The 26,093-nt window shown below is 69.7% G+C and carries 26 protein-coding genes and 1 tRNA gene; 22 read left to right on the plus strand and 5 right to left on the minus strand.

Annotated features, from left to right (window positions below; all coding sequences use genetic code 11):
* The first annotated feature begins 1 nt into the window (after position 1).
* Positions 2-889 (plus strand): 3-hydroxyisobutyrate dehydrogenase, encoded by an 888-nt coding sequence (gene mmsB, locus WBG79_RS09905; protein ID WP_337356942.1) that lies wholly within the window; start codon positions 2-4, stop codon positions 887-889.
* A gap of 268 nt (positions 890-1,157) precedes the next feature.
* Positions 1,158-1,670 (plus strand): transcriptional regulator LdtR, encoded by a 513-nt coding sequence (gene ldtR / locus WBG79_RS09910; protein WP_337356943.1) that lies wholly within the window; start codon positions 1,158-1,160, stop codon positions 1,668-1,670.
* 318 nt (positions 1,671-1,988) lie between these two features.
* On the opposite strand, the gene WBG79_RS09915 is transcribed toward ldtR, so the two are convergent.
* Entirely contained in the window at positions 1,989-2,834 is an 846-nt protein-coding gene (locus WBG79_RS09915; protein ID WP_337356944.1) for a DUF1295 domain-containing protein, read from the minus strand.
* A gap of 156 nt (positions 2,835-2,990) precedes the next feature.
* On the opposite strand from WBG79_RS09915, the gene WBG79_RS09920 reads away from it, so the two are divergent.
* From WBG79_RS09920 to glyA, 3 genes are all read left to right on the plus strand, one after another.
* The gene (locus WBG79_RS09920) at positions 2,991-4,286 is read left to right on the plus strand and encodes a L,D-transpeptidase family protein (protein ID WP_337356945.1); all 1,296 of its coding nucleotides are present in this window, start codon (positions 2,991-2,993) and stop codon (positions 4,284-4,286) included.
* An 89-nt stretch (positions 4,287-4,375) separates the two neighbouring features.
* Positions 4,376-4,558, plus strand: a complete 183-nt coding sequence (locus WBG79_RS09925; protein ID WP_337356946.1) for a DUF6898 family protein — start codon at positions 4,376-4,378, stop codon at positions 4,556-4,558.
* Positions 4,559-4,889: 331 nt separating this feature from the next.
* Positions 4,890-6,197, plus strand: coding sequence for a serine hydroxymethyltransferase (glyA, locus tag WBG79_RS09930; protein ID WP_337356947.1), 1,308 nt, complete (start codon positions 4,890-4,892; stop codon positions 6,195-6,197).
* Positions 6,198-6,273: 76 nt separating this feature from the next.
* Here the strand turns inward: glyA and WBG79_RS09935 are convergent, their stop codons facing one another.
* Entirely contained in the window at positions 6,274-6,786 is a 513-nt protein-coding gene (locus WBG79_RS09935) for a hypothetical protein (RefSeq protein ID WP_337356948.1), read from the minus strand.
* 164 nt (positions 6,787-6,950) lie between these two features.
* Here WBG79_RS09935 and nrdR point away from each other — a divergent pair, with 164 nt between their 5' ends.
* The 8 genes from nrdR to WBG79_RS09975 all read left to right on the plus strand — a co-directional run bounded on the left by nrdR (position 6,951) and on the right by WBG79_RS09975 (position 15,061).
* A complete protein-coding gene (gene nrdR, locus WBG79_RS09940; RefSeq protein WP_337356949.1) occupies positions 6,951-7,421 on the plus strand; it encodes a transcriptional regulator NrdR in 471 nt (156 codons plus the stop codon).
* The gene (gene ribD, locus WBG79_RS09945) at positions 7,418-8,629 is read left to right on the plus strand and encodes a bifunctional diaminohydroxyphosphoribosylaminopyrimidine deaminase/5-amino-6-(5-phosphoribosylamino)uracil reductase RibD (protein ID WP_337356950.1); all 1,212 of its coding nucleotides are present in this window, start codon (positions 7,418-7,420) and stop codon (positions 8,627-8,629) included. Before nrdR ends, ribD begins: the two co-directional genes overlap by 4 nt.
* 10 nt (positions 8,630-8,639) lie before the next feature.
* Positions 8,640-9,260: a riboflavin synthase gene (locus WBG79_RS09950; RefSeq protein ID WP_337356951.1), complete on the plus strand. Its 621-nt coding sequence runs from the start codon at positions 8,640-8,642 to the stop codon at positions 9,258-9,260.
* Positions 9,261-9,341: 81 nt separating this feature from the next.
* The gene (ribH, locus tag WBG79_RS09955; protein ID WP_337356952.1) at positions 9,342-9,830 is read left to right on the plus strand and encodes a 6,7-dimethyl-8-ribityllumazine synthase; all 489 of its coding nucleotides are present in this window, start codon (positions 9,342-9,344) and stop codon (positions 9,828-9,830) included.
* Complete coding sequence (nusB, locus tag WBG79_RS09960; protein ID WP_337356953.1) at positions 9,827-10,312, plus strand: transcription antitermination factor NusB; 486 nt, start codon at positions 9,827-9,829, stop codon at positions 10,310-10,312. The genes ribH and nusB overlap by 4 nt, the downstream gene beginning before the upstream one ends.
* A gap of 22 nt (positions 10,313-10,334) precedes the next feature.
* Complete coding sequence (gene thiL, locus WBG79_RS09965; RefSeq protein ID WP_337356954.1) at positions 10,335-11,330, plus strand: thiamine-phosphate kinase; 996 nt, start codon at positions 10,335-10,337, stop codon at positions 11,328-11,330.
* Between the two features lie 167 nt (positions 11,331-11,497).
* The gene (locus WBG79_RS09970; RefSeq protein WP_337356955.1) at positions 11,498-12,721 is read left to right on the plus strand and encodes an MFS transporter; all 1,224 of its coding nucleotides are present in this window, start codon (positions 11,498-11,500) and stop codon (positions 12,719-12,721) included.
* 192 nt (positions 12,722-12,913) lie between these two features.
* Positions 12,914-15,061 (plus strand): sodium-translocating pyrophosphatase, encoded by a 2,148-nt coding sequence (locus tag WBG79_RS09975; RefSeq protein WP_337356956.1) that lies wholly within the window; start codon positions 12,914-12,916, stop codon positions 15,059-15,061.
* A gap of 122 nt (positions 15,062-15,183) precedes the next feature.
* Here WBG79_RS09975 and WBG79_RS09980 read toward each other — a convergent pair whose 3' ends face one another.
* Complete coding sequence (locus tag WBG79_RS09980; protein WP_337356957.1) at positions 15,184-17,127, minus strand: methyl-accepting chemotaxis protein; 1,944 nt, start codon at positions 17,125-17,127, stop codon at positions 15,184-15,186.
* 372 nt (positions 17,128-17,499) lie between these two features.
* On the minus strand, positions 17,500-17,982 hold the full coding sequence (locus WBG79_RS09985; protein WP_337356958.1) for an outer membrane protein assembly factor BamE: 483 nt from the start codon (positions 17,980-17,982) through the stop codon (positions 17,500-17,502).
* 153 nt (positions 17,983-18,135) lie between these two features.
* Here WBG79_RS09985 and WBG79_RS09990 point away from each other — a divergent pair, with 153 nt between their 5' ends.
* The 9 genes from WBG79_RS09990 (at position 18,136) to WBG79_RS10030 (ending at position 25,031) form a co-directional block, all read left to right on the plus strand.
* Entirely contained in the window at positions 18,136-18,696 is a 561-nt protein-coding gene (locus WBG79_RS09990; RefSeq protein ID WP_337356959.1) for a ubiquinol-cytochrome C chaperone family protein, read from the plus strand.
* Entirely contained in the window at positions 18,693-19,253 is a 561-nt protein-coding gene (locus WBG79_RS09995) for a YceD family protein (protein ID WP_337356960.1), read from the plus strand. The genes WBG79_RS09990 and WBG79_RS09995 overlap by 4 nt, the downstream gene beginning before the upstream one ends.
* Positions 19,254-19,395: 142 nt before the next feature.
* Entirely contained in the window at positions 19,396-20,463 is a 1,068-nt protein-coding gene (gene plsX / locus WBG79_RS10000; protein ID WP_337356961.1) for a phosphate acyltransferase PlsX, read from the plus strand.
* 2 nt (positions 20,464-20,465) lie between these two features.
* Positions 20,466-21,428, plus strand: coding sequence for a beta-ketoacyl-ACP synthase III (locus WBG79_RS10005; RefSeq protein WP_337357919.1), 963 nt, complete (start codon positions 20,466-20,468; stop codon positions 21,426-21,428).
* Between the two features lie 198 nt (positions 21,429-21,626).
* Positions 21,627-21,932 carry an integration host factor subunit alpha gene (locus WBG79_RS10010; RefSeq protein ID WP_337356962.1) on the plus strand — a complete coding sequence of 102 codons (306 nt, stop codon included), beginning with the start codon at positions 21,627-21,629 and terminating at the stop codon, positions 21,930-21,932.
* A gap of 43 nt (positions 21,933-21,975) precedes the next feature.
* The gene (locus tag WBG79_RS10015) at positions 21,976-22,782 is read left to right on the plus strand and encodes a MerR family transcriptional regulator (protein WP_337356963.1); all 807 of its coding nucleotides are present in this window, start codon (positions 21,976-21,978) and stop codon (positions 22,780-22,782) included.
* A 91-nt stretch (positions 22,783-22,873) separates the two neighbouring features.
* Positions 22,874-22,950, plus strand: a tRNA-Pro gene (locus WBG79_RS10020).
* A gap of 264 nt (positions 22,951-23,214) precedes the next feature.
* Positions 23,215-23,904, plus strand: coding sequence for a sulfotransferase family 2 domain-containing protein (locus WBG79_RS10025; protein ID WP_337356964.1), 690 nt, complete (start codon positions 23,215-23,217; stop codon positions 23,902-23,904).
* A 188-nt stretch (positions 23,905-24,092) separates the two neighbouring features.
* Positions 24,093-25,031: a polysaccharide deacetylase family protein gene (locus WBG79_RS10030; protein ID WP_443147423.1), complete on the plus strand. Its 939-nt coding sequence runs from the start codon at positions 24,093-24,095 to the stop codon at positions 25,029-25,031.
* Between the two features lie 3 nt (positions 25,032-25,034).
* Here the strand turns inward: WBG79_RS10030 and WBG79_RS10035 are convergent, their stop codons facing one another.
* Positions 25,035-25,997 (minus strand): glutathione S-transferase family protein, encoded by a 963-nt coding sequence (locus WBG79_RS10035; protein WP_337356965.1) that lies wholly within the window; start codon positions 25,995-25,997, stop codon positions 25,035-25,037.
* Positions 25,998-26,093: the final 96 nt, after the last annotated feature.

Consider the following 26,093-nt stretch of genomic DNA (forward strand, 5'->3'; position numbering starts at 1 on the left):
CATGGCACGCATCGGTTTCGTCGGCCTCGGCAACATGGGTGGCCCCATGGCCGCCAACCTGGTGAAGGGCGGCCACGCCGTCACCGGCTTCGATCTGTCGGACGCCGCGCTGGCGCGGCTCGAGGAGGCCGGCGGGGCCCGGGCCGGCAGCGCCGCCGCGGCCGTGAACGATGCCGAGGTGGTCGTCACCATGCTGCCGGAGGGCCGCCACGTGGAGGCGGTCTACCTCGCCGACGGCGGGCTCGCCGACGCCGCGCCCGCCGGCACGCTCTTCATCGACTCCTCAACCATCGAAGTGGCGACCGCCCGGCGCGTGATCGCCGCCATGGAGGCGCGCGGCCACGCCATGGTCGACGCCCCGGTGTCCGGCGGCACCGGCGGCGCCACCGCCGGCACGCTCACCTTCATGGTGGGTGGCGCCGAGGCCGCCTTCGAGCGCGCTCGCCCGGTTCTGGAACTGATGGGCCGGACGATCGTCCATGCCGGCGGCCCGGGCAACGGCCAGGCGGCGAAGATCTGCAACAACATGGTCCTCGGCATTTCGATGATCGCCGTGTCCGAGGCCTTCGTGCTCGCCGAGAAGCTCGGCCTCGACGCCCAGAAACTCTTCGACATCGCGTCGAAGTCCTCCGGCCAATGCTGGTCGCTGACGACCTACTGCCCTGTCCCGGGCCCGGTCCCGACCAGCCCGGCCAACCGCGACTACGCCCCCGGCTTCACCGCGGCGATGATGCTGAAGGACCTGAAGCTCGCCCAGGATGCCGCCGGCACGGCGGGCGCCGCGACCCCTCTCGGCGCGGAAGCCGCGCAGCTTTACCGTTTGTTTGTCCAATCGGGGAACGCGAGTCTCGACTTCTCGGGCATCGTGCGCATGCTCCGCGGCAGCTGACACCCGGGCGACGGCAGCGCTCGTAAGCGCTTGCCGGACAAAGGCTTTTCGATCTGGATCCGGATCCCCGGCAGGCGCCTCCCCGCCGGGTATCAACAGTAATTTCACCAGCGCCGTTCATGTGTGATTCAGCAACCGAGCGTATCGGGCGATTTTACGGAAATTTTAGCCTGCGATTTAAGCCCATCTTAGACGCCGCCTCGTACGTTGCTGCCATAGATGGATAAGAACCATCAGCAGAACGAACGAAATAGCGAGGCGAAAACCCATGCTCAATGCCAAGCGCGCAGTAGAGACGCTGGCGCAGGCCGATGAGGACGTGGCGCTGAAGCCGCTCTACCTCGAGGCCTTGACCCTTGTCGAACGCCTGCATCGTCGGCTCCTCGACGTGATCAAGGACGAGTTCGACCGCATGGGCCGCGACGACGTCAACTCGGTCCAGGCGCTCCTCCTCTTCAACATCGGCGGCGCCGAACTGACGGCCGGCGAGCTGCGGACGAGGGGCTACTACCTGGGCTCCAACGTGTCCTACAATCTCAAGAAGTTGGTCGAGGGCGGCTACGTCAAGCACGAGCGCTCCCGCATCGACCGCCGCTCGGTCCGCGTGAGCCTGACCGAGAAGGGCCAGGCGGTCGCGACCGTCATCGACAAGCTCTACGACCGGCACATCCGGTCCATCGAGCAGGTCGGCGGCATCGGCCCCGGCGAGTTCAAGGCGCTGAACAAGTCGCTGCACCGGCTGGAGCGCTTCTGGACCGACCAGATCCTCTACCGGCTCTGATCCCGGCCCCCGCCGGCGTCTCCCGTCTTCGTGCCCGGGCCCGCCCGGGCACCCGTCTTTCCGGGGCCTCTTCCCCGCCGGGGGCGGCCCTGTCACGGCCGACGATCCACGTCCAAATTTTTTCGATCAATGTCTGGAACCGGACGACCGGTTCCGCGTTGGTGACCCGATGCAAGGATCAAGCGAGTGGTCCCTGCAGGCGGTTTGGACGACGCCGAACCCCCGCGTCGTTCGTCGCGCCACTCAGGCTCGACATGTCCGAGGCACCCCCACTTGGGCTCCGGCTGCACGCCGGAGCCCTTTTTCTTTCGCGCGGCGTCACTCCGCCCCTTCGCGCGGCACCGCCAGGCGCCGGGCCGGCGGCAGCGGCACGAAAGCGCTGGTGGAGGCCCGGTAGGCCGCCCAGCCCGGCCTCTTCTGCAACTCCGCCTCGAGTGGGGGAATTCCCGAGACCTTCAGCAGGAGCAGCGTCAAGAGCGCGGGCGCCGCGAGCACCCACCAGAGGCCGCCGGCCGCCGCCGCCGCGGCGAGACCGAGGCCCCACCACACGAGCGTCTCGCCGAAATAGTTCGGGTGGCGGCTCCAGGCCCAGAGCCCCGTCGTGCAGAGACGCCCGCGCGTCCCCGGGAGGCGCCGGAACGCCGTCAACTGAGCGTCCGCCGCCCATTCGATCGCGAACCCCGCTGCGAAGAGCGCGATCCCGAGCGCGAACACGGCCCCGCCGGGGCCCGTCGGCAGGTCCCCCGGCGCAACCAGCAAGGCGACGTGCACCGGCGCGGCGATGATCCACTGCAGGACCGCCTGCAGCCAGAAGATCGTCACCAGGTTGCGCCGCGGCCAATCCGGCCCTCCGGCCTCCCGCATCCGGGCGTAGCGGACGTCCTCGACGGCCCCCTTCTCGATGTGTCGCTGCACCATGTGAAGGGTGAGGCGGGTGGCCCATAGCGTCACGGAGACCGTCACGAGAATTTGTACCGGTCCCGCCCGGCCGGCGAGCGCGAGTTCGAGCCATGCCATGGCGGCAAAACCCGCGCCCCACCAATAGTCTACGATGCTGGCGTCCTTGAGCCGACCATGAATCAGCCACAAAAGACTGAAAACCACGAGGGTGAGCGCGAGCGTCGCCGCCAGCGCCGTTCCGTGTATCGTGACCGTGTCAGTCATGCGTTCCTTCGCTCTCGCATTTCCGCCGGTTTGGTGGCATAGGGGCGGAGGGCCGCGTTAACGGTTCGGTTTCCATGTTCTGCGTTCCTAGGGACGTCCCGGACGCCCCGGCCCCGAGCCCCTCGGCCTGACGGGCCTCACGATGGAGCTTACGAAGTGCCTGTACGCGCCAAGCCCTCGCACGGATTTGAGGTCAGCCGTCGCGCCCTGCTGACGGGCATCGCGGCCCTCGGTGCCGCCCGCGCGGTTCCGGCCGCCGCGGAGGAGTCGCCGGTCGACGTGCTGCTGCGCTCCCAGGCCGTGCGGGAATGGCAGGACAAGTTCGACGGCGGCGCCTCGACCCCTGTGGCGCAGCTGAAGTCGGACGTGCCGCTGCTGTCGCCCGACACCGTCGCCAACATGGAATATACCCTGCCGGTGATGCAGGACATCGTCGCGCGCGGCGGCTGGGTGCGCGTGCCGGACCGTCAGCGCCTGCGCATCGGCACCCGGGCCGACGCGGTCGTCCAACTGCGCCAGCGCCTCGCCGTCTCGGGCGACCTGCAGCAGTCCCAGTTCGGCTATGGGGACACCTTCGATTCCTACGTGGACGCCGCCGTGCGCCGCTTCCAGGTGCGCCACGGCCTGAAGCCCAACGGCCTCGTCGACAAGGCCGTCTTCGACGTGATGAACGTCCCGGCCGACGTGCGGCTCAGGCAGATGGAGACGAACCTCGTCCGCGTCCGCTCCATGTCGGGCTTCCTCGGCGACCGCTTCGTCTTCGTGAACATCCCCGCCGCCGAGCTCGAGGCGGTGGAGGGAGGCCGTGTCGTCGCTCGCCACAACGCCGTCGTCGGCAAGATCGACCGCCAGACCCCGGTGCTCTCCTCCAAGATCACCGAGATCAACTTCAACCCCTACTGGCATGTCCCGGTCTCGATCATCCGCAAGGACCTGATCCCGAAGATGCGGGCCGATCCGGAGTACCTGACCAAGAACCGGATCCGGATCTACGACAACAAGGGCCGCGAGATTCCGCCCGAGGCGATCAACTGGGACACCGACCAGGCGACCCAGCTCTCGTTCCGCCAGGACCCGGGCGAGATCAACGCGATGGCGACGGTGAAGATCACCTTCCCGAACCCGCACGACGTCTACATGCACGACACGCCCTTCAAGGACCTGTTCGGCGACAACAACCGGTTCTACTCGTCTGGCTGCATGCGCATCCAGAACGTCCGCGAACTGGTCGCCTGGATCCTGCGCGACGTGCCGAACTGGGGCCCCGCCCAGATCGACGAGGCGATCCGCTCCGGCACCCGCGTGGACGCCAAGCTGAAGGCCCCGATCCCGGTCTACACCAATTACATCACCGCCTGGGCGACCCGTGACCGGGTCATCCACTTCCGCGACGACATCTACGGCCGCGACGGCATCGGCGAACTCGCTCAGTTGCCGGGGATCATGCAGTAATCGAGACGCACCGCACGTGCCCGGGAAGGCCGGCCGCCGCCAGGTGTGCCGGCCTTTTTCGTGCGCGCGGTGAGCCGGGAGGGGCCGGGATGCCGGACGACCGCACCGTCTACTTCGAGTTCACCCAGGTCGGCCCCCAGGTCCGCGTCGCCGCCATCGATGGCGCGACCGGGGTCGAGGTGGTGATCGTGGGGCCCGCCACCGCCGCCCGTGCCGACCTGGAGGCGCTCGCCTTGCGCAAGCTCGAGCGGCGTCTGGCAAAGGAGCTTTGACGGGAACGAGGGCAATCATGCCGAAGGGGCGGGCCTGCCGGCCTTTTCCGACGTTTCGCCGCGTGTTATTCGCTCCCCTCATGGCTCGATGAGCCCCGCTGCGGTCGGAGCGTCCGAGTGCCGCACGACCGGCGGGGTGGGATTCCAGGCGGTCTCCAGTAGATTCGCCGGACGATCCCAGTCGTGGCGAGGCAGGGCCGTCCGGACGCATCCGGACAACCGGCCGCCGCGGCGAGAAGAACGATCGACGGGGGCCGCGACGGCGCCCGGATCAAAGTAGTCCGGCCCCGGCCGGCGCCACTTCAGGGACACGCTCCGAGAGGCTCCTCCCATGTCCATGACCGACGTTTCCAAGACCCAGCCGCTCTTCCCGGGTTTCTTCACCGAGAGCCTCGCCGCGTCCGATCCCGAGATCTTCGGCGCCATCAAGGACGAATTCGCCCGCCAGGCCGACGAAATCGAGCTCATCGCCTCCGAGAACATCGTCTCCAAGGCGGTTCTCGAGGCCCAGGGCTCGGTGATGACCAACAAGTACGCCGAGGGCTATCCCGGCAAGCGCTACTACGGCGGCTGCGAATATGTCGACGTCGCCGAGCAGCTCGCCATCGACCGCGCCAAGGCGATCTTCGGCGCCGAGTACGCCAACGTGCAGCCCCACTCGGGCGCGCAGGCCAACCAGGCCGTCTTCTTCACGCTCCTGCAGCCCGGCGACACCTTCATGGGCCTGGACCTCGCCTGCGGCGGTCACCTGACCCACGGTTCCCCGGTCAACCAGTCGGGCAAGTGGTTCAAGCCGGTGCCCTACAAGGTCCGTCCGGACACCCACCGCATCGACATGGACGAGGTGCGCGACCTCGCCCGCACCCACCGGCCGAAGGTCATCATCGCCGGCGGCTCGGGCTACCCGCGCATCATCGATTTCAAGGCCTTCCGCGAGATCGCCGACGAGGTCGGGGCGATCTTCATGGTCGACATGGCCCATTTCGCGGGCCTCGTGGCCGGCGGCGTGCACCCGAACCCGCTCGACCACGCCCATGTGGTCACCACGACCACCCACAAGACGCTCCGCGGCCCGCGCGGCGGCATGATCCTCAGCCGCGACCCCGATCTCGGCAAGAAGATCAACTCGGCCGTCTTCCCGGGCCTCCAGGGCGGCCCGCTGATGCACGTCATCGCCGCCAAGGCGGTCGCCTTCGGCGAGGCGCTGCGGCCCGAGTTCAAGGCCTACGCGGGGCAGATCGTGGAGAACGCCAAGGCGCTCGCCGCCAGCCTCGTAGAGGAGGGCCTGGACCTCGTCTCCGGCGGCACCGACACGCACCTGATGCTGGTCGACCTCCGCCCGAAGAACACCTTCGGCAACGTCACCGAGAAGGCGCTGAAGCGCGCCCACATCACCTGCAACAAGAACGGCATCCCGTTCGACCCGGCGAAGCCGATGGTGACCTCGGGCGTCCGCCTCGGCACCCCGGCCGGCACCACCCGCGGCTTCGGCCCGGCCGAGTTCCGCGAGGTCGGCAAGATGATCGCCGCGGTCGTCGACGGCCTCATGAAGAACGGCGAGGCGGGCGACGCCCAGGTCGAGCAGCGTGTCAAGGAGCAGGCGACCGCCCTCTGCCGCCGCTTCCCGATCTATCGCTGAGCGGATCGCCGACGTATCCGGAGAAGGGGCCCGCACGGGCCCCTTTTTCGTGCCCGGCCGCCGTGGCCGGACCCGCTCAGGCGCCCCGGCGCGCTACCGACCACACGAGGTGGACAGACCAGGCCAGGAAGCCGAAGGCGCAGAAGCCGGCGAGCCATCCCGGCAGGGCGCGCCAGTCGGCGAGGTGCCCGTCGTGGGCGGCGGCCGCCACCAGCACCGTGGCGACGGCGAACATGACGAAGGCCCGCGTGCTCTGCCGGCGGCCCTCGGCCTCGGGCGGGTCGTCCGGGTCGAGCCAGCGCGGCGAGACGACGAAGAGGTAGAGGGCCTGCTGCAGCGTCGCGAAGGCGAACAGCCACGCGGCCGCCTCCGCCAGCATGACGAGGGCGAGCCCGCTCGCCGCGGTCGTCACGGCGCCCGCCGCCAGCCACCAGGTCCGGATCCGCTCCGCCCGACTCGTCGAGAGGCCGAGCGCTTCGGCCATCCGGTCGGTCGCCGCGCCGAACCGGACGGCCCGCCCCACCATGGCGCCGCCCGCGAGATAGAACACGCCCACGGCGCGCAGAAGCAGGGGTACGGCCTCGTCCATCGCTCCCTCGAGACATCGGTCGGTCGGACCCTGTCCATAGGGCAGGACCGCCGGGCCCGCCAGCCGTCCCCGGCGCGCCGTGGCCGCCCGAGTCCCACCGGCGCGTGCTTTGCGCTAATCATCGGGTCCGAATCGGGCCTCTCCGATTCTCGCGGGAGAACTGCATGCGCTGTCCCTATTGCGGAGGCGAGGACACCCAGGTGAAGGACTCCCGCCCGACGGAGGACGGCGCGGCGATCCGTCGCCGGCGCGTCTGCTCCTCCTGCGGCGGCCGCTTCACCACCTTCGAACGGGTCCAGCTCCGCGAACTGACCGTCATCAAGAAGTCCGGCCGGCGCGTGCCCTTCGACCGCGACAAGCTGATGCGCTCGGTGCAGATCGCGCTCCGCAAGCGGCCGGTCGAGCCCGAGCGGATCGAGCGCATGGTGTCCGGCATCGTCCGCCAGTTGGAGAGCCTCGGCGAGCCCGAGGTCACCTCCGGGCAGATAGGCGAGTTGCTGATGGAAGGCTTGAAAAGCCTGGACGACGTGGCTTATGTCCGGTTCGCCTCGGTGTACAAGGACTTCCGCGAGGCGAAGGACTTCGAAGCCGTGCTCGACGAGCTGAGCCAGGACGAGGACGACCGGCCCCGGTGACCGGCGTCCGGGCCCGGGCCGGACCCGCCGACGACCGCCCCGGTGCCCCTGTGGACGAACCTCGCGCCAAGACGCCCGCCCCGAAGGTCAGCGACCTGGACCGCCGCTTCATGGATGCGGCCATCCGGATCGGCCGACGCCATCTCGGCCTGACGCGCCCCAACCCGTCGGTCGGCGCCATCGTGGTGCGCCAGGGCCCCGACGGCCCCGAGGTGGTCGGCCGTGGCACCACGTCCCGCGGCGGCCGCCCGCATGCCGAGCGCAACGCCCTGGCGGAGGCCGGCGAACGCGCCCGCGGGGCGACCCTCTACGTCACGCTCGAGCCCTGTTCGCAGCACGGCAAGCCAACGCCCGGCTGTTCCGAGGCAATCCTGGAGGCCGGCATCGCCCGCGTGGTCACCGCCCAGGAGGATCCGGACAGCCGCGTCGCCGGCCGCGGCCATGCCATGCTGCGCGCCGCCGGCGTCGAGGTCGTGGTCGGGGTCGGCGCGGCCGAGGCCGAACGCGGCCTCGCCAACCACTTCACCCGCATGCGCCGCGGCCGCCCGCGCATCCTCCTGAAGCTCGCCGTCTCGGCCGACGGCATGGTCGGCCGCCGCCGCGAGGGCAGGGTGCCGATCACCGGCGAGGAGGCGCGCGCCTTCGCGCAGGTCATGCGCTCCGAGCTCGACGCCGTCATGGTCGGCATCGGCACCGCGCTGCTCGACGACCCGAGCCTGACGGTGCGCCTGCCCGGCATGGAGGCCGCCTCGCCGACCCGCATCGTGATCGACAGCCGCGCCCGCCTGCCGCTCGCCTCGCGCCTGGCGCGGACGGCCCGGGAGGTGCCCGTCTACCTGGTCGCCACCGAAGCCGCCCCGCGCGCCCGCGTCGAGGCCCTGCGGGAGGCGGGCGTCGAGGTGCTGGTGGTCCCCACCGCGCCGGACGGTCATGTCGACCTCGTCAAGGCGCTGACCACCCTGTCGTGGAAGGGCGTGCCGTCCGTCCTGGTCGAGGGCGGGTCAGAACTTGCCGCGAGCCTCCTCGCCCAGGATCTGGTCGACGACCTCGCCGTCTTCCGCTCGGCCGTCCGGGTCGAGACCGACGGCGTGCCGGCCCCGGCCGCGCTCGCCCGCATCGAGACCGGCGCCGACGACCGGTACCTTCCCGTCGACCGCCGCCGCGTCGGGGCGGACCGCCTCACTCTCTACCGCCGCGACGGACGCTGAGGAGACGCCCATGTTCACCGGCATCGTCACCGACCTCGGCGAGGTCCTCTCGGTCGCCCCCCGGGAGAGCGGCCTTCGGCTCCGCATCGCCACCGCCTACGACCCCGACCGCATCGACCTCGGCGCCTCCATCGCCTGCGCAGGGATCTGCCTCACCGTCGTGGAGCGAGGCCGGACCGGCAACCGCGGCTGGTTCGACGCGGAGGCCTCGACCGAGACGATCGCGCTGACCACCCTCGGCACCTGGACGGCCGGCACGCGCCTTAACCTCGAGCGCTCGCTGACCCTCGGCCAGGAGATGGGCGGCCACCTCGTCACCGGCCACGTCGACGGCACGGCGGAGCTCCTGGAGCGCGCCGACGAGGGCGGCATGGCGGTCCTGACCTTCCGGGCCCCCGCCGCGCTCGCGCGCTTCATCGCCCGCAAGGGCTCGGTCGCGCTCGACGGCACGTCCCTTACCGTCAACCGGGTCGAGCACGACCGCTTTTCGGTCATGCTCATCCCCCATACCCTGGCGGTCACCACCTGGGGCGGGCGGGCGCCGGGCGACCGGGTGAACCTGGAGGTCGACCTCATGGCCCGCTACGCCGCCCGCCTCGCCGAAGCCGAGCACGCCGCCCGCACCGGCTGAGCCGCCCCCTCACCAAATCACGCCCAAGCGGCTATCCTGCCCGCGCCGTCCGCCGGCCCGCCGCACCCGAAGGAACCGTCGATGTCCACCAAGTCCCACTATGCCGACTACGATGCCGAACTGGTGCGCGGGTCGAACGTGCTGATCGTCGAGGCGCGCTTCTACGACGGCATCCAGGACGCGCTCCTCGCCGGCGCCGAGGCCGCGCTCCGGAAGGCCGGCGTCGAGTGGGGGACCGTGACCGTGCCGGGTGCGCTGGAGATCCCGGCCGTGATCTCCATCGCCGCCGAACAGGCGCGCATTGCGGGACGCCTCTACCACGGCTTCGTCGCGCTCGGCTGCGTCATCCGGGGCGAGACGTCCCACTACGACATCGTCGCCGGCGAATCCTCTCGGGCCCTGATGGATCTCGCCGTGCGCCACCAGCTCGCCATCGGCAACGGCATCCTGACGGTGGAGAACGAGGAGCAGGCCTGGGAGCGCGCCCGGGCCGACCGGCTCGACAAGGGCGGCGGCGCCGCCGCGGCCTGCCTGGCCATGATGGCCATCAAGCGGAGGTTCGGACTGTGAGCGAGCGTCAGGAGGGCAGGGCGGAGGCCCGCCCCGCCAACAAGCGCGGCGCGGCCCGCCTCGCCGCCGTCCAGGCGCTCTACCAGATGGACATCGCCGGCTCCGAACTGGGCGACGTGCTCGCCGAGTTCGAGGCGTTCCGGCTCGGCAAGGAGATCGACGGCCTGGAATTCCGCGAGGCCGACCCGGTCTGGTTCCGGGAGGTCGTCTCCGGCGTCGTGCGCGACCAGCGCGAAATCGACCCGAAGATCCACAAGGCCCTGGCGGAGGGCTGGCCCCTGAAGCGCATCGACGTGACGCTGCGCGCCGTCCTGCGCGCCGGCACCTGGGAGCTGACGGCCCGACGCGACGTGCCCGCGCGCGTGATCATCTCCGAGTACATCGACGTGGCGAAGGCCTTCTTCGTCGAGGACGAGCCGCGCATCGTCAACGGCGTCCTCGACCGCCTCGCCCGCGACATCCGCGCCGGCGAATTCGGGTGAGGCGCGTCCACGGAGCCCGGGGATGAGCGCGCGCCCGTCCGAAGACGGCCTGATCGCCCGCTGGTTCGCGCCGCTCGCGACCGATCCCGGCAGCTTCCGTCTCGGTGACGATTGCGCGAGCCTGTCCCCGCCGCCCGGCCACGACCTGGTGCTGAAGACCGACGCCGTGGCGGCCGGGATCCACTTCTTCCCCGAGGATCCCTGGGACGCCGTCGCCCGCAAGGCCCTGCGGGTGAACCTCTCGGACCTCGCCGCCAAGGGCGCGCGCCCGCTCGGCTATCTCCTGTCCCTGGCGCTGCCGGCCGACTGGCGGCCCGACCAGATGGACGCCCTCTCGGCCGGGCTCGCCGCCGACCAGGCCCTCTACGGCGTCGCCCTCTGGGGCGGTGACACCATCCGCTCCCCCGCCGGCCTCGTGCTCTCCGTCACCGCCATCGGCGCCGTGCCGCAGGGCCGCATGGTCCGCCGCGGCGGCGCCCGTCCGGGCGACCGCATCTACGTCTCCGGCACCATCGGCGACGCTGCGCTCGGCCTGATGTTGCGGCGCGAGCCCGGGCTGGCCGCAGCCTGGGGCCTTGCGGAGCACGAGCGCGACCATCTGCTCGCCCGCTACCTCCTCCCGGAGCCGCGCCTGCCCCTCGCCCCCGCGATCCTCGCCCACGCCGCCGGGTCGATGGACCTGTCGGACGGCCTCGCCATCGACCTCGGCCGCATGGCCCGCGTCTCCGGGGTCTCGGCTGAGGTCCGGCTCGCCCAGGTGCCCCTTTCCCCGGCCGCCCGGACCGCCCTGCGCGCCGACCCGGCGCTCGCCGCCACCCTGATCTCCGGCGGCGACGACTACGAGATCCTGGCTGCGGTAGGGGAAGCGTTCGCGCCCGATTTCGAAGCCGCTGCGCGACGCGCCGGCGTGCCCGTCGCCATGATCGGCACGATCCGGCCCGACCCGGGCACCCCCGTCTTCCTGCAACCGGACGGCACGCGCCTCGCCCTGCCCAACGCCGGCTTCGAGCACTTCTGACCCGCGCGGATCGGATCTGCGGCGCGTGCCGCGCCTTGTCCGGGGTTGCGGGGAGAGGGTCGCGATGCCGGGGGAGAGGTACGGCGAAAGCAGGACAGACCCGATCCCCGTCCTCTTGCCAAGTCGACGACGGCCCCGCAAAGAAAGCGCTTCAGGAGCGCGATCCCATGAACGCCAGCGACTCGCACGTCGACGACCGGCTCGCCCGGCGCAACGCCCTCGTCCTGGCGGTCGCGCAGGCGATCGGCGGGTCGGCCGCGCCGATCGTCATCGGCACCGGCGGCCTCGCCGGCGACTACCTGCTCGGCCTCGCCGGCCTGCCGCGGTCCTACGCGACCGTCCCGGTGACCATGTTCGTGCTCGGCACCGCCGCCGCGTCGATCCCCGCCAACCTCCTGATGAAGCGGATCGGCCGGCGCGCCGGCTTCATGCTCGGCGCCTTCGCGTCCGGGCTCGGCTCGCTCCTCGCCTGCTGGGCGCTGGTCGTCGGCAGCTTCCCCGTCTTCGTCCTCGCCACCGGGCTCGCGGGCGCCGCGGCCGCCTTCGTGCAGGCCTACCGCTATGCCGCCGCCGACACGGCGAGTGACGACTTCCGGCCACGCGCCATCTCGTGGGTGATGGCGGGCGGCGTCATGGCCGGCGTGGTCGGCCCCCAGACGGTGATCTGGACCAAGGACCTCTTCTCCCCGATCCTCTTCGCCGGCGCCTTCCTGGGCGCGGCCATGCTGCAGGTCGTCAACCTCGCGGTTCTCGCCTTCGTGCGCATCCCGCAACTCCCCGCCGCGGTTGCCGCCCGCGCGGGCCGGCCGCTCGGCGAGATCATGCGCAGCCGCACCTTCGTCGTTGCAGCGCTCTGCGGCGTCGCCTCCTACGCCATGATGAGCCTCGTCATGACCGCGACGCCGCTCGCCATGGTGGCCTGCGGCCTGTCGCAGACCGAGGCGGCGCTCGGCATCCAGTGGCACGTCATCGCCATGTTCGGCCCGAGCTTCTTCACCGGTACGCTGCTGACCCGCTTCGGCAAGCCCGCCGTGGTGGCGGCCGGCATGGCGCTCCTGGCCGCCGCCGGCGTCACCGCTCTCTCGGGCCTCTCGGTCGCCCACTTCTGGACGGCCCTCGTCCTCCTCGGCGTCGGCTGGAACTTCGGCTTCGTCGGCGCGACCGCCATGGTGACGGACAGCTACCGCCCCGAGGAGCGCGCCAAGGTGCAGGCCGCCAACGAGTTCCTGATTTTCGCCACGGTCGCGCTCGCCTCCTTCTCCTCGGGCAAGCTCCTGACGCTGGCCGGGTGGGACACGATCAACATGATGATCTTCCCCGTCGTGGCTCTCTGCGTCGCCCTGCTGGCCTGGTTCGTGACGGCCGGCGTCCGGCCGCGCGCGGCCGTCTGAGCCGCGCCCTTTCGACCGAAGGACACCTTGACGCGGGCAAGTCTGCGGGTAGGGTATGGCGCCTTTTCGAGGGGGGCGGCGGTGGGGCGCCCAACTCCCTAGCAAAGCGAACGAATTGAACAGATCCGAGCGAGGAATCGGGCCCGCTCCGCATGCCCGCCGAGGGCGCTGCGGAGGTCACCTGGAGGCGTCATGTCCATCTTCATCGTCATCGTCTGCGGACTTTTGTCCATCGCCTACGGCGTATGGGCCATCAAATCGGTGATGGCCGCGGACGCGGGTTCGGCCCGCATGCAGGAAATCGCCGGCTACATCGCCGAGGGCGCGCAGGCCTACCTGAAGCGCCAGTACACCACCATCGGCATCGTGGGCGTGGTCATCTTCGTGCTCGTCGGCGTGCTGCTCGGCTGGCTGGTCGCCGTCGGCTTCCTGATCGGCGCGGTCCTGTCGGGCGTGGCGGGCTTCATCGGCATGAACGTCTCCGTCCGGGCCAACGTCCGCACCGCCCAGGCCGCGACCCAGTCACTCGCCGGCGGTCTCGACATCGCCTTCAAGGCCGGCGCCGTCACGGGCCTCCTCGTCGCCGGCCTCGCGCTCCTCGGCGTCTCGGTCTACTACGCGATCCTGACCGGCGCGATGGGCATCTCCCCGACCAGCCGCACGGTGGTCGACAGCCTCGTCGCCCTCGGCTTCGGCGCTTCGCTGATCTCCATCTTCGCCCGTCTCGGCGGCGGCATCTTCACCAAGGGCGCCGACGTCGGCGGCGACCTCGTCGGCAAGGTCGAGGCCGGCATCCCCGAGGACGATCCGCGCAACCCGGCCACCATCGCCGACAACGTCGGCGACAACGTCGGCGACTGCGCCGGCATGGCGGCCGACCTGTTCGAGACCTACGCGGTGACGGTCGTCGCCACCATGGTGCTCGCGGCCATCTTCTTCGGCGGCCAGGCCATCGTCGGCTCCGCGATGCTCTACCCGCTGATGATCTGCGGCGTCTGCATCGTCACCTCGATCGCCGGCACCTTCTTCGTGAAGCTCGGCGCCAACAACTCCATCATGGGCGCCCTCTATAAGGGCCTCTGGGTCACCTCGATCCTCTCCGTCGTCGGCCTCGCGCTCGCCACCTCGCTGACGGTCGGCTGGGGCCCGATCGGCAACCCCATCGGCGGCGTCCAGATCGTCGGCACCAACCTCTTCTTCTGCGGCATCCTCGGCCTCGTGGTGACCGGCCTGATCGTCTGGATCACCGAGTACTACACGGGCACGGACTTCCGCCCGGTGAAGTCGATCGCCCAGGCCTCCGTCTCCGGCCACGGCACGAACGTCATCCAGGGCCTCGCCGTCTCCCTCGAGGCGACCGCGCTCCCGACCCTGGTCATCGTCGTCGGCATCGTGGCGACCTTCCAGCTCGCCGGCCTTTTCGGCACCGCCATCGCGGTCACCACCATGCTCGGCCTCGCCGGCATGATCGTGGCGCTCGACGCCTTCGGCCCGGTCACCGACAACGCCGGCGGCATCGCCGAGATGGCGGGCCTGCCCAAGGAGGTCCGCCACACCACCGACGCCCTCGACGCCGTCGGCAACACCACGAAGGCCGTCACCAAGGGCTATGCGATCGGCTCCGCCGGCCTCGGCGCCCTGGTGCTCTTCGCCGCCTACAACTACGACCTCCAGTACTTCATCGCGGAGGCCAACAAGGCCGGGTCCACCACGTTCCAGTACTTCAAGGGCGTGACCCCGGACTTCTCCCTGTCGAACCCATACGTGGTCGTCGGCCTGCTCTTCGGCGGCCTGATCCCCTACCTCTTCGGCGGCATCGCCATGACGGCCGTCGGCCGTGCGGCGGGCGCGGTCGTCGAGGAGGTGCGCCGGCAGTTCAAGGAGAAGCCGGGCATCATGGCCGGCACCGACAAGCCGGATTACGGCCGCGCGGTCGACATGCTGACCCGCGCCGCCATCAAGGAGATGATCATCCCCTCGCTCCTGCCCGTCCTCGCCCCGATCGTGACCTACTTCTTGGTCTACGCCATCGCGGGCAAGAGCCAGGCCTTCTCGGCGGTGGGCGCGATGCTCCTCGGCGTGATCGTCACCGGCCTCTTCGTCGCCATCTCGATGACCTCGGGCGGCGGCGCCTGGGATAACGCCAAGAAGTCCTTCGAGGACGGCTTCATCGACAAGGATGGCGTCAAGCACCTCAAGGGCTCCGACGCGCACAAGGCCTCGGTCACCGGCGACACCGTCGGCGACCCCTACAAGGACACGGCCGGCCCGGCCGTGAACCCCGCCATCAAGATCACCAACATCGTGGCGCTCCTGCTCCTGGCGATCCTCGCTCACTGAGGACGACGGGCGGTAGCCCCGAGGAATCGAAAGCCCCGCGCGAGCGATCGCGCGGGGCTTTTCCGTTTCGGGTGGGCGGCGGCCGGCCCTTCGCGCGAGGAGGCTTGCTGCTCGTGCAGGCCTTAGGCGGCTTTCATCTCGGCCAGGAAGGCCTCGACGTCGTGCCGGAGCGCGCCGGCCTGCGACGTCATGGTCTGCGACAGGCCCATGAGCTGCGTCGCGGCCGCACCGGTGATCTCCGCCGCCCGCCCCACGCCCGTGATGGACCCGGTGACGCCCTCAGTCCCTTGCGCGGCGAGCTGCGTGTTGGCGGCGATCTCCCGCGTCGCCACGCCCTGCTGCTCGATCGCGGCGGAGATGGCCGTCGAGATCGACTGGATCTCCTCCACGGTGCCGACGATGCGCCCGATCGACCCGACCGTTCGGCCCGTGGCCTGCTGGATGTCTCCGACCTTGGCGCTGATCTCTTCCGTGGCGCGGGCGGTCTGGGCGGCGAGCTGCTTGACTTCCTGCGCCACCACGGCGAATCCGCGCCCCGCGTCCCCCGCCCGCGCCGCCTCGATCGTGGCGTTGAGGGCGAGCAGGTTGGTCTGGGCGGCGATAGAAGCGATCAGGTCGACCACCTCGCCGATCTTCTGGGCCGCATCCGACAAGGCACGGACCTCCGCTTCGGTCTGGCCGGCCTCGCGGCCGGCGAGTGCGGCGACATCGGTGGCCTTCGTCACCCGCAGCGCGATCTCGCGGATGGAGGCCTCCATCTCCTCCGTCGACGCCGCCACGGTCTGGACGTTGGCCGAGGCCTCCTCGGCCGCGCCCGAAGCCGCGAGGGCCTGCCGAGACGTCTCCTCCGCCGTATCGGCGAGGCTGCGGGCGGCGGTGGACACCTCCTCGGACCCGTTGGCGAAATCTCCCGCGAGGCTCTGCATCTGTGCGGCGAAGCGGTCCGCCGCCGCCGAGCGCCGGGCATTCCGCTTCTGCTCGGCCCCCTCGGTCTCGCGGGCCGCCTGCGCCGCCAGCATGGACCCCCTGAACACGTCGAGCGCCCGTCCGATCTCGCCGAACTCGTTGCGGGCGTCGGTGGCGGGCGGCACGGCCTGGAGGTCGCCTCCCGCGAGGCGGTTGATGCATTCCATCAGCTCACGGAGGGTACCCGTCTGGTAGCGCCAGATCATCCGCACCACGACGGCGACTCCGACCAGAATCGTGGCGAAGACAAGGAGGCTGACGAGCTTGCTCCAGGACCGCCCTGCATCGACCTTCGCCCGCGCAGCCTGCCCCGACGCGACCTCCCGCTCGACGATCCTGTCGAGGGCGGGCTCGACCTCTGCGTAGGCCGCCGACAGCTTCTTCTCGGCCGCCTGCGCACGCTCCACGGCCGCCACATAGGCGTCGAAGCCGGCCAGGTAGGCGGCGACCAGCGTGGCGCCCTTGGACGAAACCCCGGCGGGCACTCCGGGGGCGGCGATCGCGGCATTCAGCTTGGCCGCGGTCTGGCGCGTCAGCTCGACGTATTTCGAGTCCCGGCGCAGCATGAAGTCTTTCTCGTGCCGCCGAAGCTGCAGCACCAGGATCGATACTTCGTGAGCCGAAGCCTCGTCCGCGACCGCTTCCAAGTCCTGGGCGGCCTTGCGGAGAACCTTCTGGGCTCCATCCTCGGCCGTCAGGCCCATCGCGACCCGGGCCTCGACGATTTTCGCGAAGCTTTCGCGATAGGTCGAGAGCCCTTCGGCGACGGTCGTGAACTCGGCCCTGTCCTCCGGGGGGACGCGCGCCGCCATGGCGCCGGTCCGGACCGCTAGAGATTCCAGCGTCGCTCTGGCCTTGTCGGCGTACTTGATTTCCGCCCGGAGCAGGAAATCCTTCTCGGACCGCCGCAGGAGGAGAGCGGTCGAGCCCAACTCGCTGGCACCCAGGGCGTTTTCGGTGCTGGTGGCGAGTTCGGCGTCGAGGCCGGCCCGGTAAAGGTCGCCGACCACGCCGACGGCCGCCATCAGGAGCAGGCCGGCGATGCCCAGGCCGCCGAGCATGAAGAGCTGTCGTCCGATGCTGATTCGTGCGAGGTTCATGACAAAGTCCTCTCTGGTTGAGGGTACTTTGTCCCGCATCAAGTAAAAGATGGTTGAATGACGATTATCTGATCAGATAAGAAGATGCAAATACCAGACTATATCACAAGTATATTAAAATGACGCTACGTAAACTAAAAGAAAACTTCCGTAATAACTCAAAAAGGACTAGAATGTTAGTATAAAACTCAAGATGAAAAAAAATGCGTACAGATGTTCATAGTCTCTTTGACGAGAGCTCGACATCCATGGCTGGCGAGCAGCCCGCTTTGGGTTGCGGCGACCTGCAGGATATACGTATGTAATTTACGACATTCTCGACTAGACTTGATGCAGGCTGGCGCCTGCATCGTGAGCCCCCGGGTGCCGCAGCTACTGCCCCATCCCCAGGGCCGGGCCGGCGCGCAGGAGCTGGCTCAGGAAGCCGTAGTCCTGGCCGGCCGTCTTGGTGCGCCGGGAGATGAAGTCGAACACCTTGCCGTCCTGCAGGCCGTAGTTGGCGACCTCGCGCACGCGGCTCTTGTCGTCGAAGTAGACCGCCAGCACCCGCTGGTCCTTGACCGTTGGCTCCATGAAGGCGACCGGCCGGGAGGTCTTCTGCGAGATGTAGTAGAAGGCCTCGCCGCCGACCGTCGCCGTGGTCGAGGGCGAACCGAGCACCAGCAGCACCTGTTCGCGGCTCGATCCGGTCTGGACCTGGCTGACCGCCTGCTCCGACACCACATAGCCGTGGAACGTTTCCTCCGCGCAGGCCGTCAGGAGGAGTGGGAAGGCGGCCGTGCACGCGATCGCCACCCGGCGGGCCAGACCCGCGGCGGTGCAGCGGCGCGCGTCCTTCGGTCCCTGAGACTGCATGAAAGGAACTCCCGTGAGGCCTGACGACAAGAGGCGCCCGCCTCGCCGGGACCGCGTCGCTTGGCATCTTCCCTAGCCTGCGCTAGGTCGGATGACAACGGGGCCGGCCAGGCGCGGACCGAAACCTCGACGACGGAGGTCTGGAGACACCCCATGCTGTTCGGATGGTTCCGATCCCGAATCGCCGATTCGAGCTATGCCGTCTATGGCTCGATCGTGGCACAGGCACGGCAGCCGGCCTTCTACCTGGACTATGCCGTGCCCGATACCGTCGAGGGCCGCTTCGAGATGATCCTGGTCCACATCGCGCTGCTCTTCGACCGGCTGAAGGACGAGGACGCGCCGATCCGCGCCGGCGCCCAGGAGGTGCTCGACCTCTTCTTCGCCGACATGGACCGGTCGCTACGCGAGATGGGCGTCGGCGACCTCTCGATGAAGAAGAAGATGACGAAGCTCGGCCAGGCCTACAACGGCCGCGCGCTCGCCTACGGCCGCGCCGCCGGGGAGGGGGCTCCGGCCCTCGCCGCGGCCTTCCTGAAGAACGTGTGGGCCGGCCGGTCCGGCCCCGCAGAGGCGGCCGGTGCCGCGCGCCTGGCCCGCTATGCCCTCGCGACCGCCGCCAGCCTGAAGGCGAGTCCGCCCCGCACCCTGCTCGACGCCGCCATCCCCTGGCCGGACCCCGCCGATGTCCGCCCCGAAGGAGCCGAACCATGACCGCCCATCCGAGTCCCGCGCCCATCCTGAGCCGGCCGCTCGCCATTTCGGACGTCTCGCCCGACGGCACCACGGTGCGCGTGGTGGCGACCGAGGCCGAGCGCCGGGCGCTCGCCCGCGACATCGACATCCCCTCGATCGAGAGCCTGGAGGCGGAGCTGACCGTCCGGCCCTGGGCACGCACCGGCTTCCGCATGACCGGCCGGGTTCGGGCTTCCGTGACGCAGACCTGCGTGGTGACCCTCGAGCCGGTCGCGCAAGTCGTCGACGAGCCGGTCGACGTCAAGTTCGTCCCGCCCTCCGAGGCCGCCAAGTATGCGGCCGCCCGCGACGAGGACGGCGAGGTGGTCCTCGATGCCGAGGCGGAGGACCCGCCCGACGTCTTCGAGGGCGGCACCCTCGATCCGGGCGCCGTCGCGGAGGAGTACATGGTGCTCGGCCTCGACCCCTATCCGCGCAAGCCGGGCGTCGCCTTCGAGCCGGTCGCGGAGAGCCGCGGCGGCGCCGAGGCGCCCGCGTCCCCCTTCGCGGCCCTGGCCAAGCTGAAGCGCGACTGACCGAGCGTCCGCCCCGCTCCCGCGGGTCGGTCCGATACCGAGATTAGAGTTGTCTCCCCGTGCGAAACCGCTATTGTCCGGCCTCCCGAACGGGCACCGCCGTCTCAGCGCCGCCCCACCGAAAGAAGCTTCGCGCCCCGAGATGGTGAAGCCCATCATCATATCGCTCGACGCCATGGGCGGCGACGCCGGTCCGCGGGTGATCATCCCCGGGGCCGACCTCGTTCTCGAGCGGCGCCCCGACATCCGCTTCCTGATCTACGGTGACACCGCCGTTGTCGCGCCGCTGGTCGAATCCCATCCGCGCCTGAAGGCCGCCTCCAAGCTGGTGCACACCGACGTCGTCGTGCGCATGGACGACAAGCCGAGCCAGGCCCTACGTGCCGGCCGCTGGAAGTCGAGCATGTGGAAGGCGATCGAGGCCGTGAAGGCCGGCGAGGCCCAGGCCTGCGTCTCCGCCGGCAATACCGGTGCCCTCATGGCCATGGCGCGCTTCTGCCTCCGCGGCCTCCCCGAGATCGAGCGCCCCGCCATCGCCGCCATCTGGCCGACGCTCAGGGGCGAGTCGATCGTGCTCGACGTGGGCGCGACCGTGGGCGCGGACGCCCGCCAGCTCGTCGACTACGCCGTCATGGGCAGCGCCATGGCGAGCGCCGTCTTCGAGGTGGAGCGCCCGACCGTCGGCCTCCTCAATGTCGGCGTAGAGGAGGTCAAGGGCAACGAGGAGGTCAAGACCGCCGGCCGGCTCCTGAAGGAGGCCGACCTGCCCGGGCTCGACTACCAGGGCTTCGTCGAGGGCGACGACATCGGCCGGGGCACCGTCGACGTGGTCGTCACCGAGGGCTTCGCCGGCAACATCGCGCTGAAGACCGCCGAGGGGACCGCCAAGCAGATCGCCCAGTACCTGCGCCAGGCGATGTCCCGGTCCTGGCTCGCCAAGATCGGCTACGTCCTCGCCCGCGGCGCCTTCGATGCCCTGAAGGAGAAGATGGATCCGCGCAAGGTGAACGGCGGCGTCTTCCTCGGCCTCAACGGCATCGTCATCAAGAGCCACGGCGGCACGGACGCAGAGGGCTTCGCAGCCGCCATCGAACTCGGCTACGACATGGTGGTCAACGACCTGATGGCGAAGATCGGACAGGGTCTCGCCTCGTATCGCCGCGCCGGGGTGCTCGCCCGCACCGCCGGAGCGGGAGCAGGGGACGCGTGATGGTGAACCGGACCGTGGTCCGCGGCGTCGGCTCCTATCTGCCCGCCGAAGTCCTGACCAACGACGACCTCTCGCGGATCGTCGACACCTCCGACGACTGGATCGTCGAGCGCACCGGCATCCGCGAGCGCCGCCGCGCCGCCCCGGCCGAGACGACCTCCGTGCTCGCCACGCGCGCCGCCGAGGCCGCGCTCGCCGACGCGGGGCTCGTCCCCGCCGACGTCGACCTCGTGCTCGTCGCCACCGCGACGCCGGACTACACCTTCCCGGCGACCGCCGTGCAGGTCCAGGCCAATCTCGGCATCACCCGCGGCTTCGCCTACGACCTGCAGGCGGTCTGCTCCGGCTTCGTCTTCGCCCTCGCCACGGCCGACGCGCAGATCAAGGCCGGCCTCGCCCGGCGCGCCCTGGTGATCGGCGCCGAGACCTTCACCCGCATCCTGGACTGGACCGATCGCGGCACCTGCGTGCTGTTCGGTGACGGCGCCGGCGCCGTGGTTCTCGAAGCCGCCGCGGCCGGGGAGGAGCGTGGCGTGCTCACCTGCCACCTGCGCTCCGACGGCCGCCACCGCGATAAGCTCTACGTCGACGGCGGCCCCTCCACGACCCAGACCGCGGGCCACCTGCGCATGGAAGGCCGCGAGGTCTTCAAGCATGCGGTCGGGATGATCACCGACGTGATCCGCGACTCCTTCGCGTCGACCGGGGCCTCCGCCGAGACCATCGACTGGTTCGTGCCCCATCAGGCCAACCGGCGCATCATAGAGGCGAGCGCCAGGAAGCTCGGGATCCCGATCGAGAAGGTGGTGATCACCGTCGACCGCCACGGCAACACCTCGGCCGCCTCCATCCCGCTCGCCCTCGACACCGCCGTCAAGGACGGGCGGATCCGCCGCGGCGACCTGGTCCTTCTGGAGGCCATGGGCGGCGGATTCACCTGGGGTGCGGTGCTCGTCCGCTGGTAGGCGGGCGCGCGCCCCGGTTGCGGGCCCCCGTTTGTCACCCTGTAGCCCGCGTCCAAGCCACGCACCCGCCCCCCTCCTTCCAGGCCATTGACCAAGAAGGCGAAGTTACAATACCGTTCTTGCGTTTCAGGTTGCGTACAGGAAGGACCTGCGGCGGCGGCCGAAGCCGCGGGCCGGAACCAACGAAGGGGCTGTACGATGGGGGGGAAGACCGTCACGCGGGCCGATCTATGCGAAGCCGTCTACCAGAAGGTGGGGCTCTCGCGTACGGAGTCCGCCGATCTTGTCGAGATGGTCCTCGACGAGATTTCCGATTGCCTCGTACGGGGCGAGTCGGTGAAACTCTCCTCGTTCGGGTCCTTCATGGTTCGCCAGAAGGGCGAACGCATCGGACGGAATCCGAAGACGGGCGAGGAGGTGCCGATCTCTCCACGCCGCGTCATGGTCTTCAAGCCGTCGAACGTCTTGAAGCAGAAGATCAACGAAGCGCTGGGCGAAGCCTGACGGTCGGCAGTCGGGACTTGAGCCGGCGCGGATCGAGCACACCGTGGACAAGAGCCCTGACGCGTTCCGCACCATCAGCGAAGTGGCGTCCGACCTGGACCTGCCGCAGCACGTGCTCCGGTTCTGGGAGACGAAATTCTCCCAGATAAAGCCCCTGAAGCGGGGTGGCGGCCGCCGTTACTACCGCCCCGACGACGTGGAGCTCCTCAAGGGCATCCGCCACCTGCTCTATGGCGAGGGCTACACCATCCGCGGGGTCCAGCGGATCCTGAAGGAGAACGGCGTCCGCTTCGTCATGAACGTCTGGCGCGAGGGGGCTCCCCAGCCGAACGCCGCCGGCCCCGCCGCCGACGCACATGATATCGGCGCCTACGAGCCGGCCTATGCGGATGCCTATCCGGGCGAGGGCGACCTCGACGAGGCCTACGAGGCGGAGGACGCGGCGGCGGCCGACTTGCCGGCCCATGCGGACCCCTCGGCTGCCGCCATTGCCCAGCGCTTCGCTCCCCGCGGGCCGGCGGACGACATGGACCGGGTCGTCGGCCAACCGCGCGACCTGGCCGAAGCTCCGGCCGCTCGCGCGGTCGGCTTCCATCCCGTGGCCCCCATGGCGTCCCCCCTGCGGGCCGCGCGCGCCGCCCAGGGCGGACTCGCCGAGCACGAGACGGGCGAGCACCGCTCAGCGCTGGGCAGCCTCATCGACCGCTTCCGCGGCGCCGGCCGTGGCGAGCACGACCCCTCCGCGCCGCCGCCCCTCAACAAGAGCCTGAGCCGGGAGGAGATCCGGCGCCTGCAGGCGACCCTCTTCGAACTCCTCGAGTGCAAGCGCCTGCTCGACCAGGCGCGCTGACCGGCTCTCGCCGGCCGGGCACCATCCGGCTGGGGACCAAGCGACAATCCGGGTTGCGCGTTCAGCCGAAACCGTCTATTCCGGCCCGGTTCGGAGCGTAGCGCAGCCTGGTAGCGCACCTGACTGGGGGTCAGGGGGTCGTCAGTTCGAATCTGGCCGCTCCGACCATTCGCTTATCGTCCGTGCCGCCTGGATCTCGAGGCCTCTCCCGGCCGGCGGACGGCAGAGATTATGATCGTCATCGAAACTATGCATTGAGGCACCGGTGCGGCCGGACGCGCCCCTCATGCTATGCTGAATGCCCGTTTGCGCCCGTGGGGAACTGGGCGGGAACCGAAGTCGGTCCCGCGTCATCCCAACGGTCGGAAGCTCGGGATGGGGGCAATCTTGTCAGTTCGGAAGACCCTGAGATCGCTGTTCCGATCCAGATGGATGGCTGACGATCTTTCCGGCACCGTGATCGACATTCCTGGTTTCGGATTGCAGTACTTCGCCATTCCGAAGGTGGCTTGTTCCAGCGTGATGGCGGCAATGGCCGATCTCCTGGATATCGAGTTTCCGGACCAAGAGTGGAAGCCAGAGCTATTCCAGACCCATAAGTGGGACGGACTCTATGACCGGAGCAAAGTCGTTCTGACCAAGAGGCAAGCATTTGGGGTCAAGCAGAAGAGGGTTAGGTTCGCACTAGTCCGAAATCCCTGGGACCGTCTGGTGTCGTGCTACAGTGAGAAGATCAGGGAAGACGGTGACCCGGAAAACTTCGCGGACGGGGTCAGCCGAGTCCTGCTGCCATACGGCATCTTTCGAAAGAATATGGACTTTGCCGATTTCGTGGAAGCAGTTGTCTCCATCCCGGAGTTCAAATCGGAGCCCCACTGGAGGTCGCAATTCACCTTCCTGATTGATGACTTCGGCAGGATGAGGATGGATTTCCTGGGGCGTTTCGAGAATGTGCGCGACCTGGAGGTTTTCTTGTGCTCATGCACGGCTCGAGAGGTCAAGCTTCCTCATCTTCTCGCGAGCAGTAGGACACACTACAGGGACTATTACACACCGAGGCTTCGCAATTTGGTCGCCGAGCGGTATGCGCGCGATATTCGGTCTTTCAAGTACGCCTACTGACCCGAAGCTTTGCGCGCGTACGGATCCGAGCTGCGGGGAGGCAAAATGCGCCGCTGCCGCCTTCCGGGCTGCATCGCGCGTCTTGATATGGAATCATCCGCGCCTGAACGAGAATCGTGTGCAAGCGGCTGACCAATCTTCCGATCCGCGAGACTTCGCCGCCGTCGCCGGCCCACCGGAGCCCAGTCGTGAGCCAAGACCCGACCGAACCCGCCCGGGGCCCTCGTGGCTCCGCCCCGATCCTCCCCACCCACGGCCGCTACCGCTACAGCCCGATCGCGGGCCGGCCGACCTGGGAGTGGCCCGGCGGCCGGCGGCTCGCCGTCTATATCGGCCTTAATCTGGAGCACTTCGCCTTCGGGGAGGGCCTCGGGGCCGAACTCGCTCCCGGCGGCCCGCAGCCGGACGTGCTGAACTTCGCCTGGCGCGACTACGGCAACCGGGTCGGCGCCTGGCGGCTCCTCGACCTCTTCGACGCCCTGTCGCTGCCCGCCTCCGTGCTCGTCAACAGCGCCATCTACGGCTATTGCCCGGAGCTCATGGACGCCGTCCGCGCCCGCGGCGACGAGGTGGTGGGCCACGGCCGCACCAATTCCGAGCGGCAGGGCGTGCTCGCGGAGCCGGAGGAGCGGACCCTCATCGAGGAGACCACGGCCGTCATCGAGGCCCATGAGGGCCGGCGGCCGCGCGGGTGGCTGGGGCCCTGGATCTCGCAGTCGCACCGGACGCCCGACCTCCTCGCGGAGGCCGGATACGACTATCTCCTCGACTGGTGCATGGACGACCAGCCGGTCTGGTTCTCCGCCCGCGGCGGCCGTCGCATCCTGTCCGTGCCCTATCCGCAGGAGCTCAACGACATCCCGGCCATCGTCGGCCGCAAGGATTCGGCCGAACAGTTCGCCGACACGATCATCGACACTTTCGACGAGCAGTTGGAGCAGTCCGCCAAGGGCCCTCTCGTCATGGGCATCGCCCTGCACCCCTATCTGGTCGGCCAGCCCCACCGGCTCCGCCATCTGCGCCGCGCCCTCCGGCACATCGCCGAGCGGCGCGACGAGATCTGGTTCACGACCGCCGGCGCCGTCGCCGAGCATGCGCGCAGCCTGCCGGACGGCGTGATCCCCTGAGGGTCACGCTCCGTGGGCCGGATCGCCCGGCCGGGCTATGAGCCGGTCGGCGAAGGGCAGGTCGGGGCCGAGCGGGACGATGCCCTTCGGGTTCAGCGCCTTGATCGAGTAGTAGCCGCGCTTGATATGCGCGATCGACACCGTGCCGGCGACACCGGGCACGTCCAGCATCGCCTCGATGTGGCGCGACAGGGCCGGGTAGTCGGCGATCCGTCGCCGGTTGCACTTGAAGAGCCCGTGATAGGCCGCGTCGAAACGGACGAGGGTGACGAAGAGCCGGATGTCCGCCTCGGTCAGCCGGTCGCCGAAGAGGAACGGCCCGCCCCCCGCAAGCCGCGCCTCGAGCTCGTCCAGCATGGCGAAGACCTCGCCATAGGCCTCCTCGTAGGCGTCTTGCGTGGTGGCGAAGCCGGCCCGGTAGACCCCGTTGTTGAGCGCCGGGTACATCCGCTCCCCGAGCGCGTCCACCTCGCCGGCGATGTCGGCGGGCCGCAGCGGCGGACCGCTCGCCAGCGCGCCGAAGCCCTCGTCGAGGATGCGCAGGATGTCGGCCGACTCGTTGTTGACGATCGTCCCCGTCGCCTTGTCCCACAAGATCGGCACGGTGGCGCGGCCCGTGAAGGCCGGGTCGGCGCGGGTGTAGAGTTCGTGCAGGTGAGTGACGCCGTTTACGTGGTCCCCGCCCGGCGGAAAGCGCCAGCCCTGGTCGGACAGCGCCGGCTCGACCACGTCGACCGAGACGGCGGCCTCCAGGCCCTTCAGCCGGCGGGCGATCAGGGTCCGCGACGCCCAGGGGCAGATCAGCGCCACGTAGAGATGGTAGCGCCCCGCCTCGGCCGGAAAGCCGGTCTCTCCGCCGGGTGTGACCCGGTGCCGGAAGCTCGAGGTCTGCCGCACGAAGCCGCCCTTCGCGTCCGTCCCCTGGACCGGCTGCCAGTCCGCCGCCCACTTGCCCTTCACCAGCATCGCCGGTTCTCCTGATTTTCGGCAATCCTGCGCCGGCGCGCCGCGTAGCGGAACCCCGCCCGACCGAGACGGACCGTTCGCGCTCCCGAAACCGCG

Source organism: Prosthecomicrobium sp. N25 (assembly GCF_037203705.1).
In the GTDB taxonomy this organism is placed as follows: Bacteria; Pseudomonadota; Alphaproteobacteria; order Rhizobiales; family Ancalomicrobiaceae; genus Prosthecodimorpha.

Bases quoted from the DNA above. Each gene is read 5' to 3' on its own strand.
- ribH (WP_337356952.1), top strand. From the start codon at position 9,342: ATGTCCACCAAGTCCCACTATGCCGACTACGATGCCGAACTGGTGCGC.
- mmsB (WP_337356942.1), top strand. From the start codon at position 2: ATGGCACGCATCGGTTTCGTCGGCCTCGGCAACATGGGTGGCCCCATG.
- plsX (WP_337356961.1), top strand. From the start codon at position 19,396: ATGGTGAAGCCCATCATCATATCGCTCGACGCCATGGGCGGCGACGCC.
- WBG79_RS09990 (WP_337356959.1), top strand. From the start codon at position 18,136: ATGCTGTTCGGATGGTTCCGATCCCGAATCGCCGATTCGAGCTATGCC.
- WBG79_RS09935 (WP_337356948.1), bottom strand. From the start codon at position 6,786: ATGGACGAGGCCGTACCCCTGCTTCTGCGCGCCGTGGGCGTGTTCTAT.
- thiL (WP_337356954.1), top strand. From the start codon at position 10,335: ATGAGCGCGCGCCCGTCCGAAGACGGCCTGATCGCCCGCTGGTTCGCG.
- WBG79_RS10035 (WP_337356965.1), bottom strand. From the start codon at position 25,997: ATGCTGGTGAAGGGCAAGTGGGCGGCGGACTGGCAGCCGGTCCAGGGG.
- WBG79_RS09915 (WP_337356944.1), bottom strand. From the start codon at position 2,834: ATGACTGACACGGTCACGATACACGGAACGGCGCTGGCGGCGACGCTC.
- WBG79_RS09995 (WP_337356960.1), top strand. From the start codon at position 18,693: ATGACCGCCCATCCGAGTCCCGCGCCCATCCTGAGCCGGCCGCTCGCC.
- WBG79_RS10025 (WP_337356964.1), top strand. From the start codon at position 23,215: ATGGCTGACGATCTTTCCGGCACCGTGATCGACATTCCTGGTTTCGGA.
- nrdR (WP_337356949.1), top strand. From the start codon at position 6,951: ATGCGCTGTCCCTATTGCGGAGGCGAGGACACCCAGGTGAAGGACTCC.
- WBG79_RS09925 (WP_337356946.1), top strand. From the start codon at position 4,376: ATGCCGGACGACCGCACCGTCTACTTCGAGTTCACCCAGGTCGGCCCC.
- WBG79_RS10010 (WP_337356962.1), top strand. From the start codon at position 21,627: ATGGGGGGGAAGACCGTCACGCGGGCCGATCTATGCGAAGCCGTCTAC.
- WBG79_RS09970 (WP_337356955.1), top strand. From the start codon at position 11,498: ATGAACGCCAGCGACTCGCACGTCGACGACCGGCTCGCCCGGCGCAAC.
- WBG79_RS09975 (WP_337356956.1), top strand. From the start codon at position 12,914: ATGTCCATCTTCATCGTCATCGTCTGCGGACTTTTGTCCATCGCCTAC.
- WBG79_RS09950 (WP_337356951.1), top strand. From the start codon at position 8,640: ATGTTCACCGGCATCGTCACCGACCTCGGCGAGGTCCTCTCGGTCGCC.
- glyA (WP_337356947.1), top strand. From the start codon at position 4,890: ATGTCCATGACCGACGTTTCCAAGACCCAGCCGCTCTTCCCGGGTTTC.
- WBG79_RS09980 (WP_337356957.1), bottom strand. From the start codon at position 17,127: ATGAACCTCGCACGAATCAGCATCGGACGACAGCTCTTCATGCTCGGC.
- WBG79_RS09985 (WP_337356958.1), bottom strand. From the start codon at position 17,982: ATGCAGTCTCAGGGACCGAAGGACGCGCGCCGCTGCACCGCCGCGGGT.
- ldtR (WP_337356943.1), top strand. From the start codon at position 1,158: ATGCTCAATGCCAAGCGCGCAGTAGAGACGCTGGCGCAGGCCGATGAG.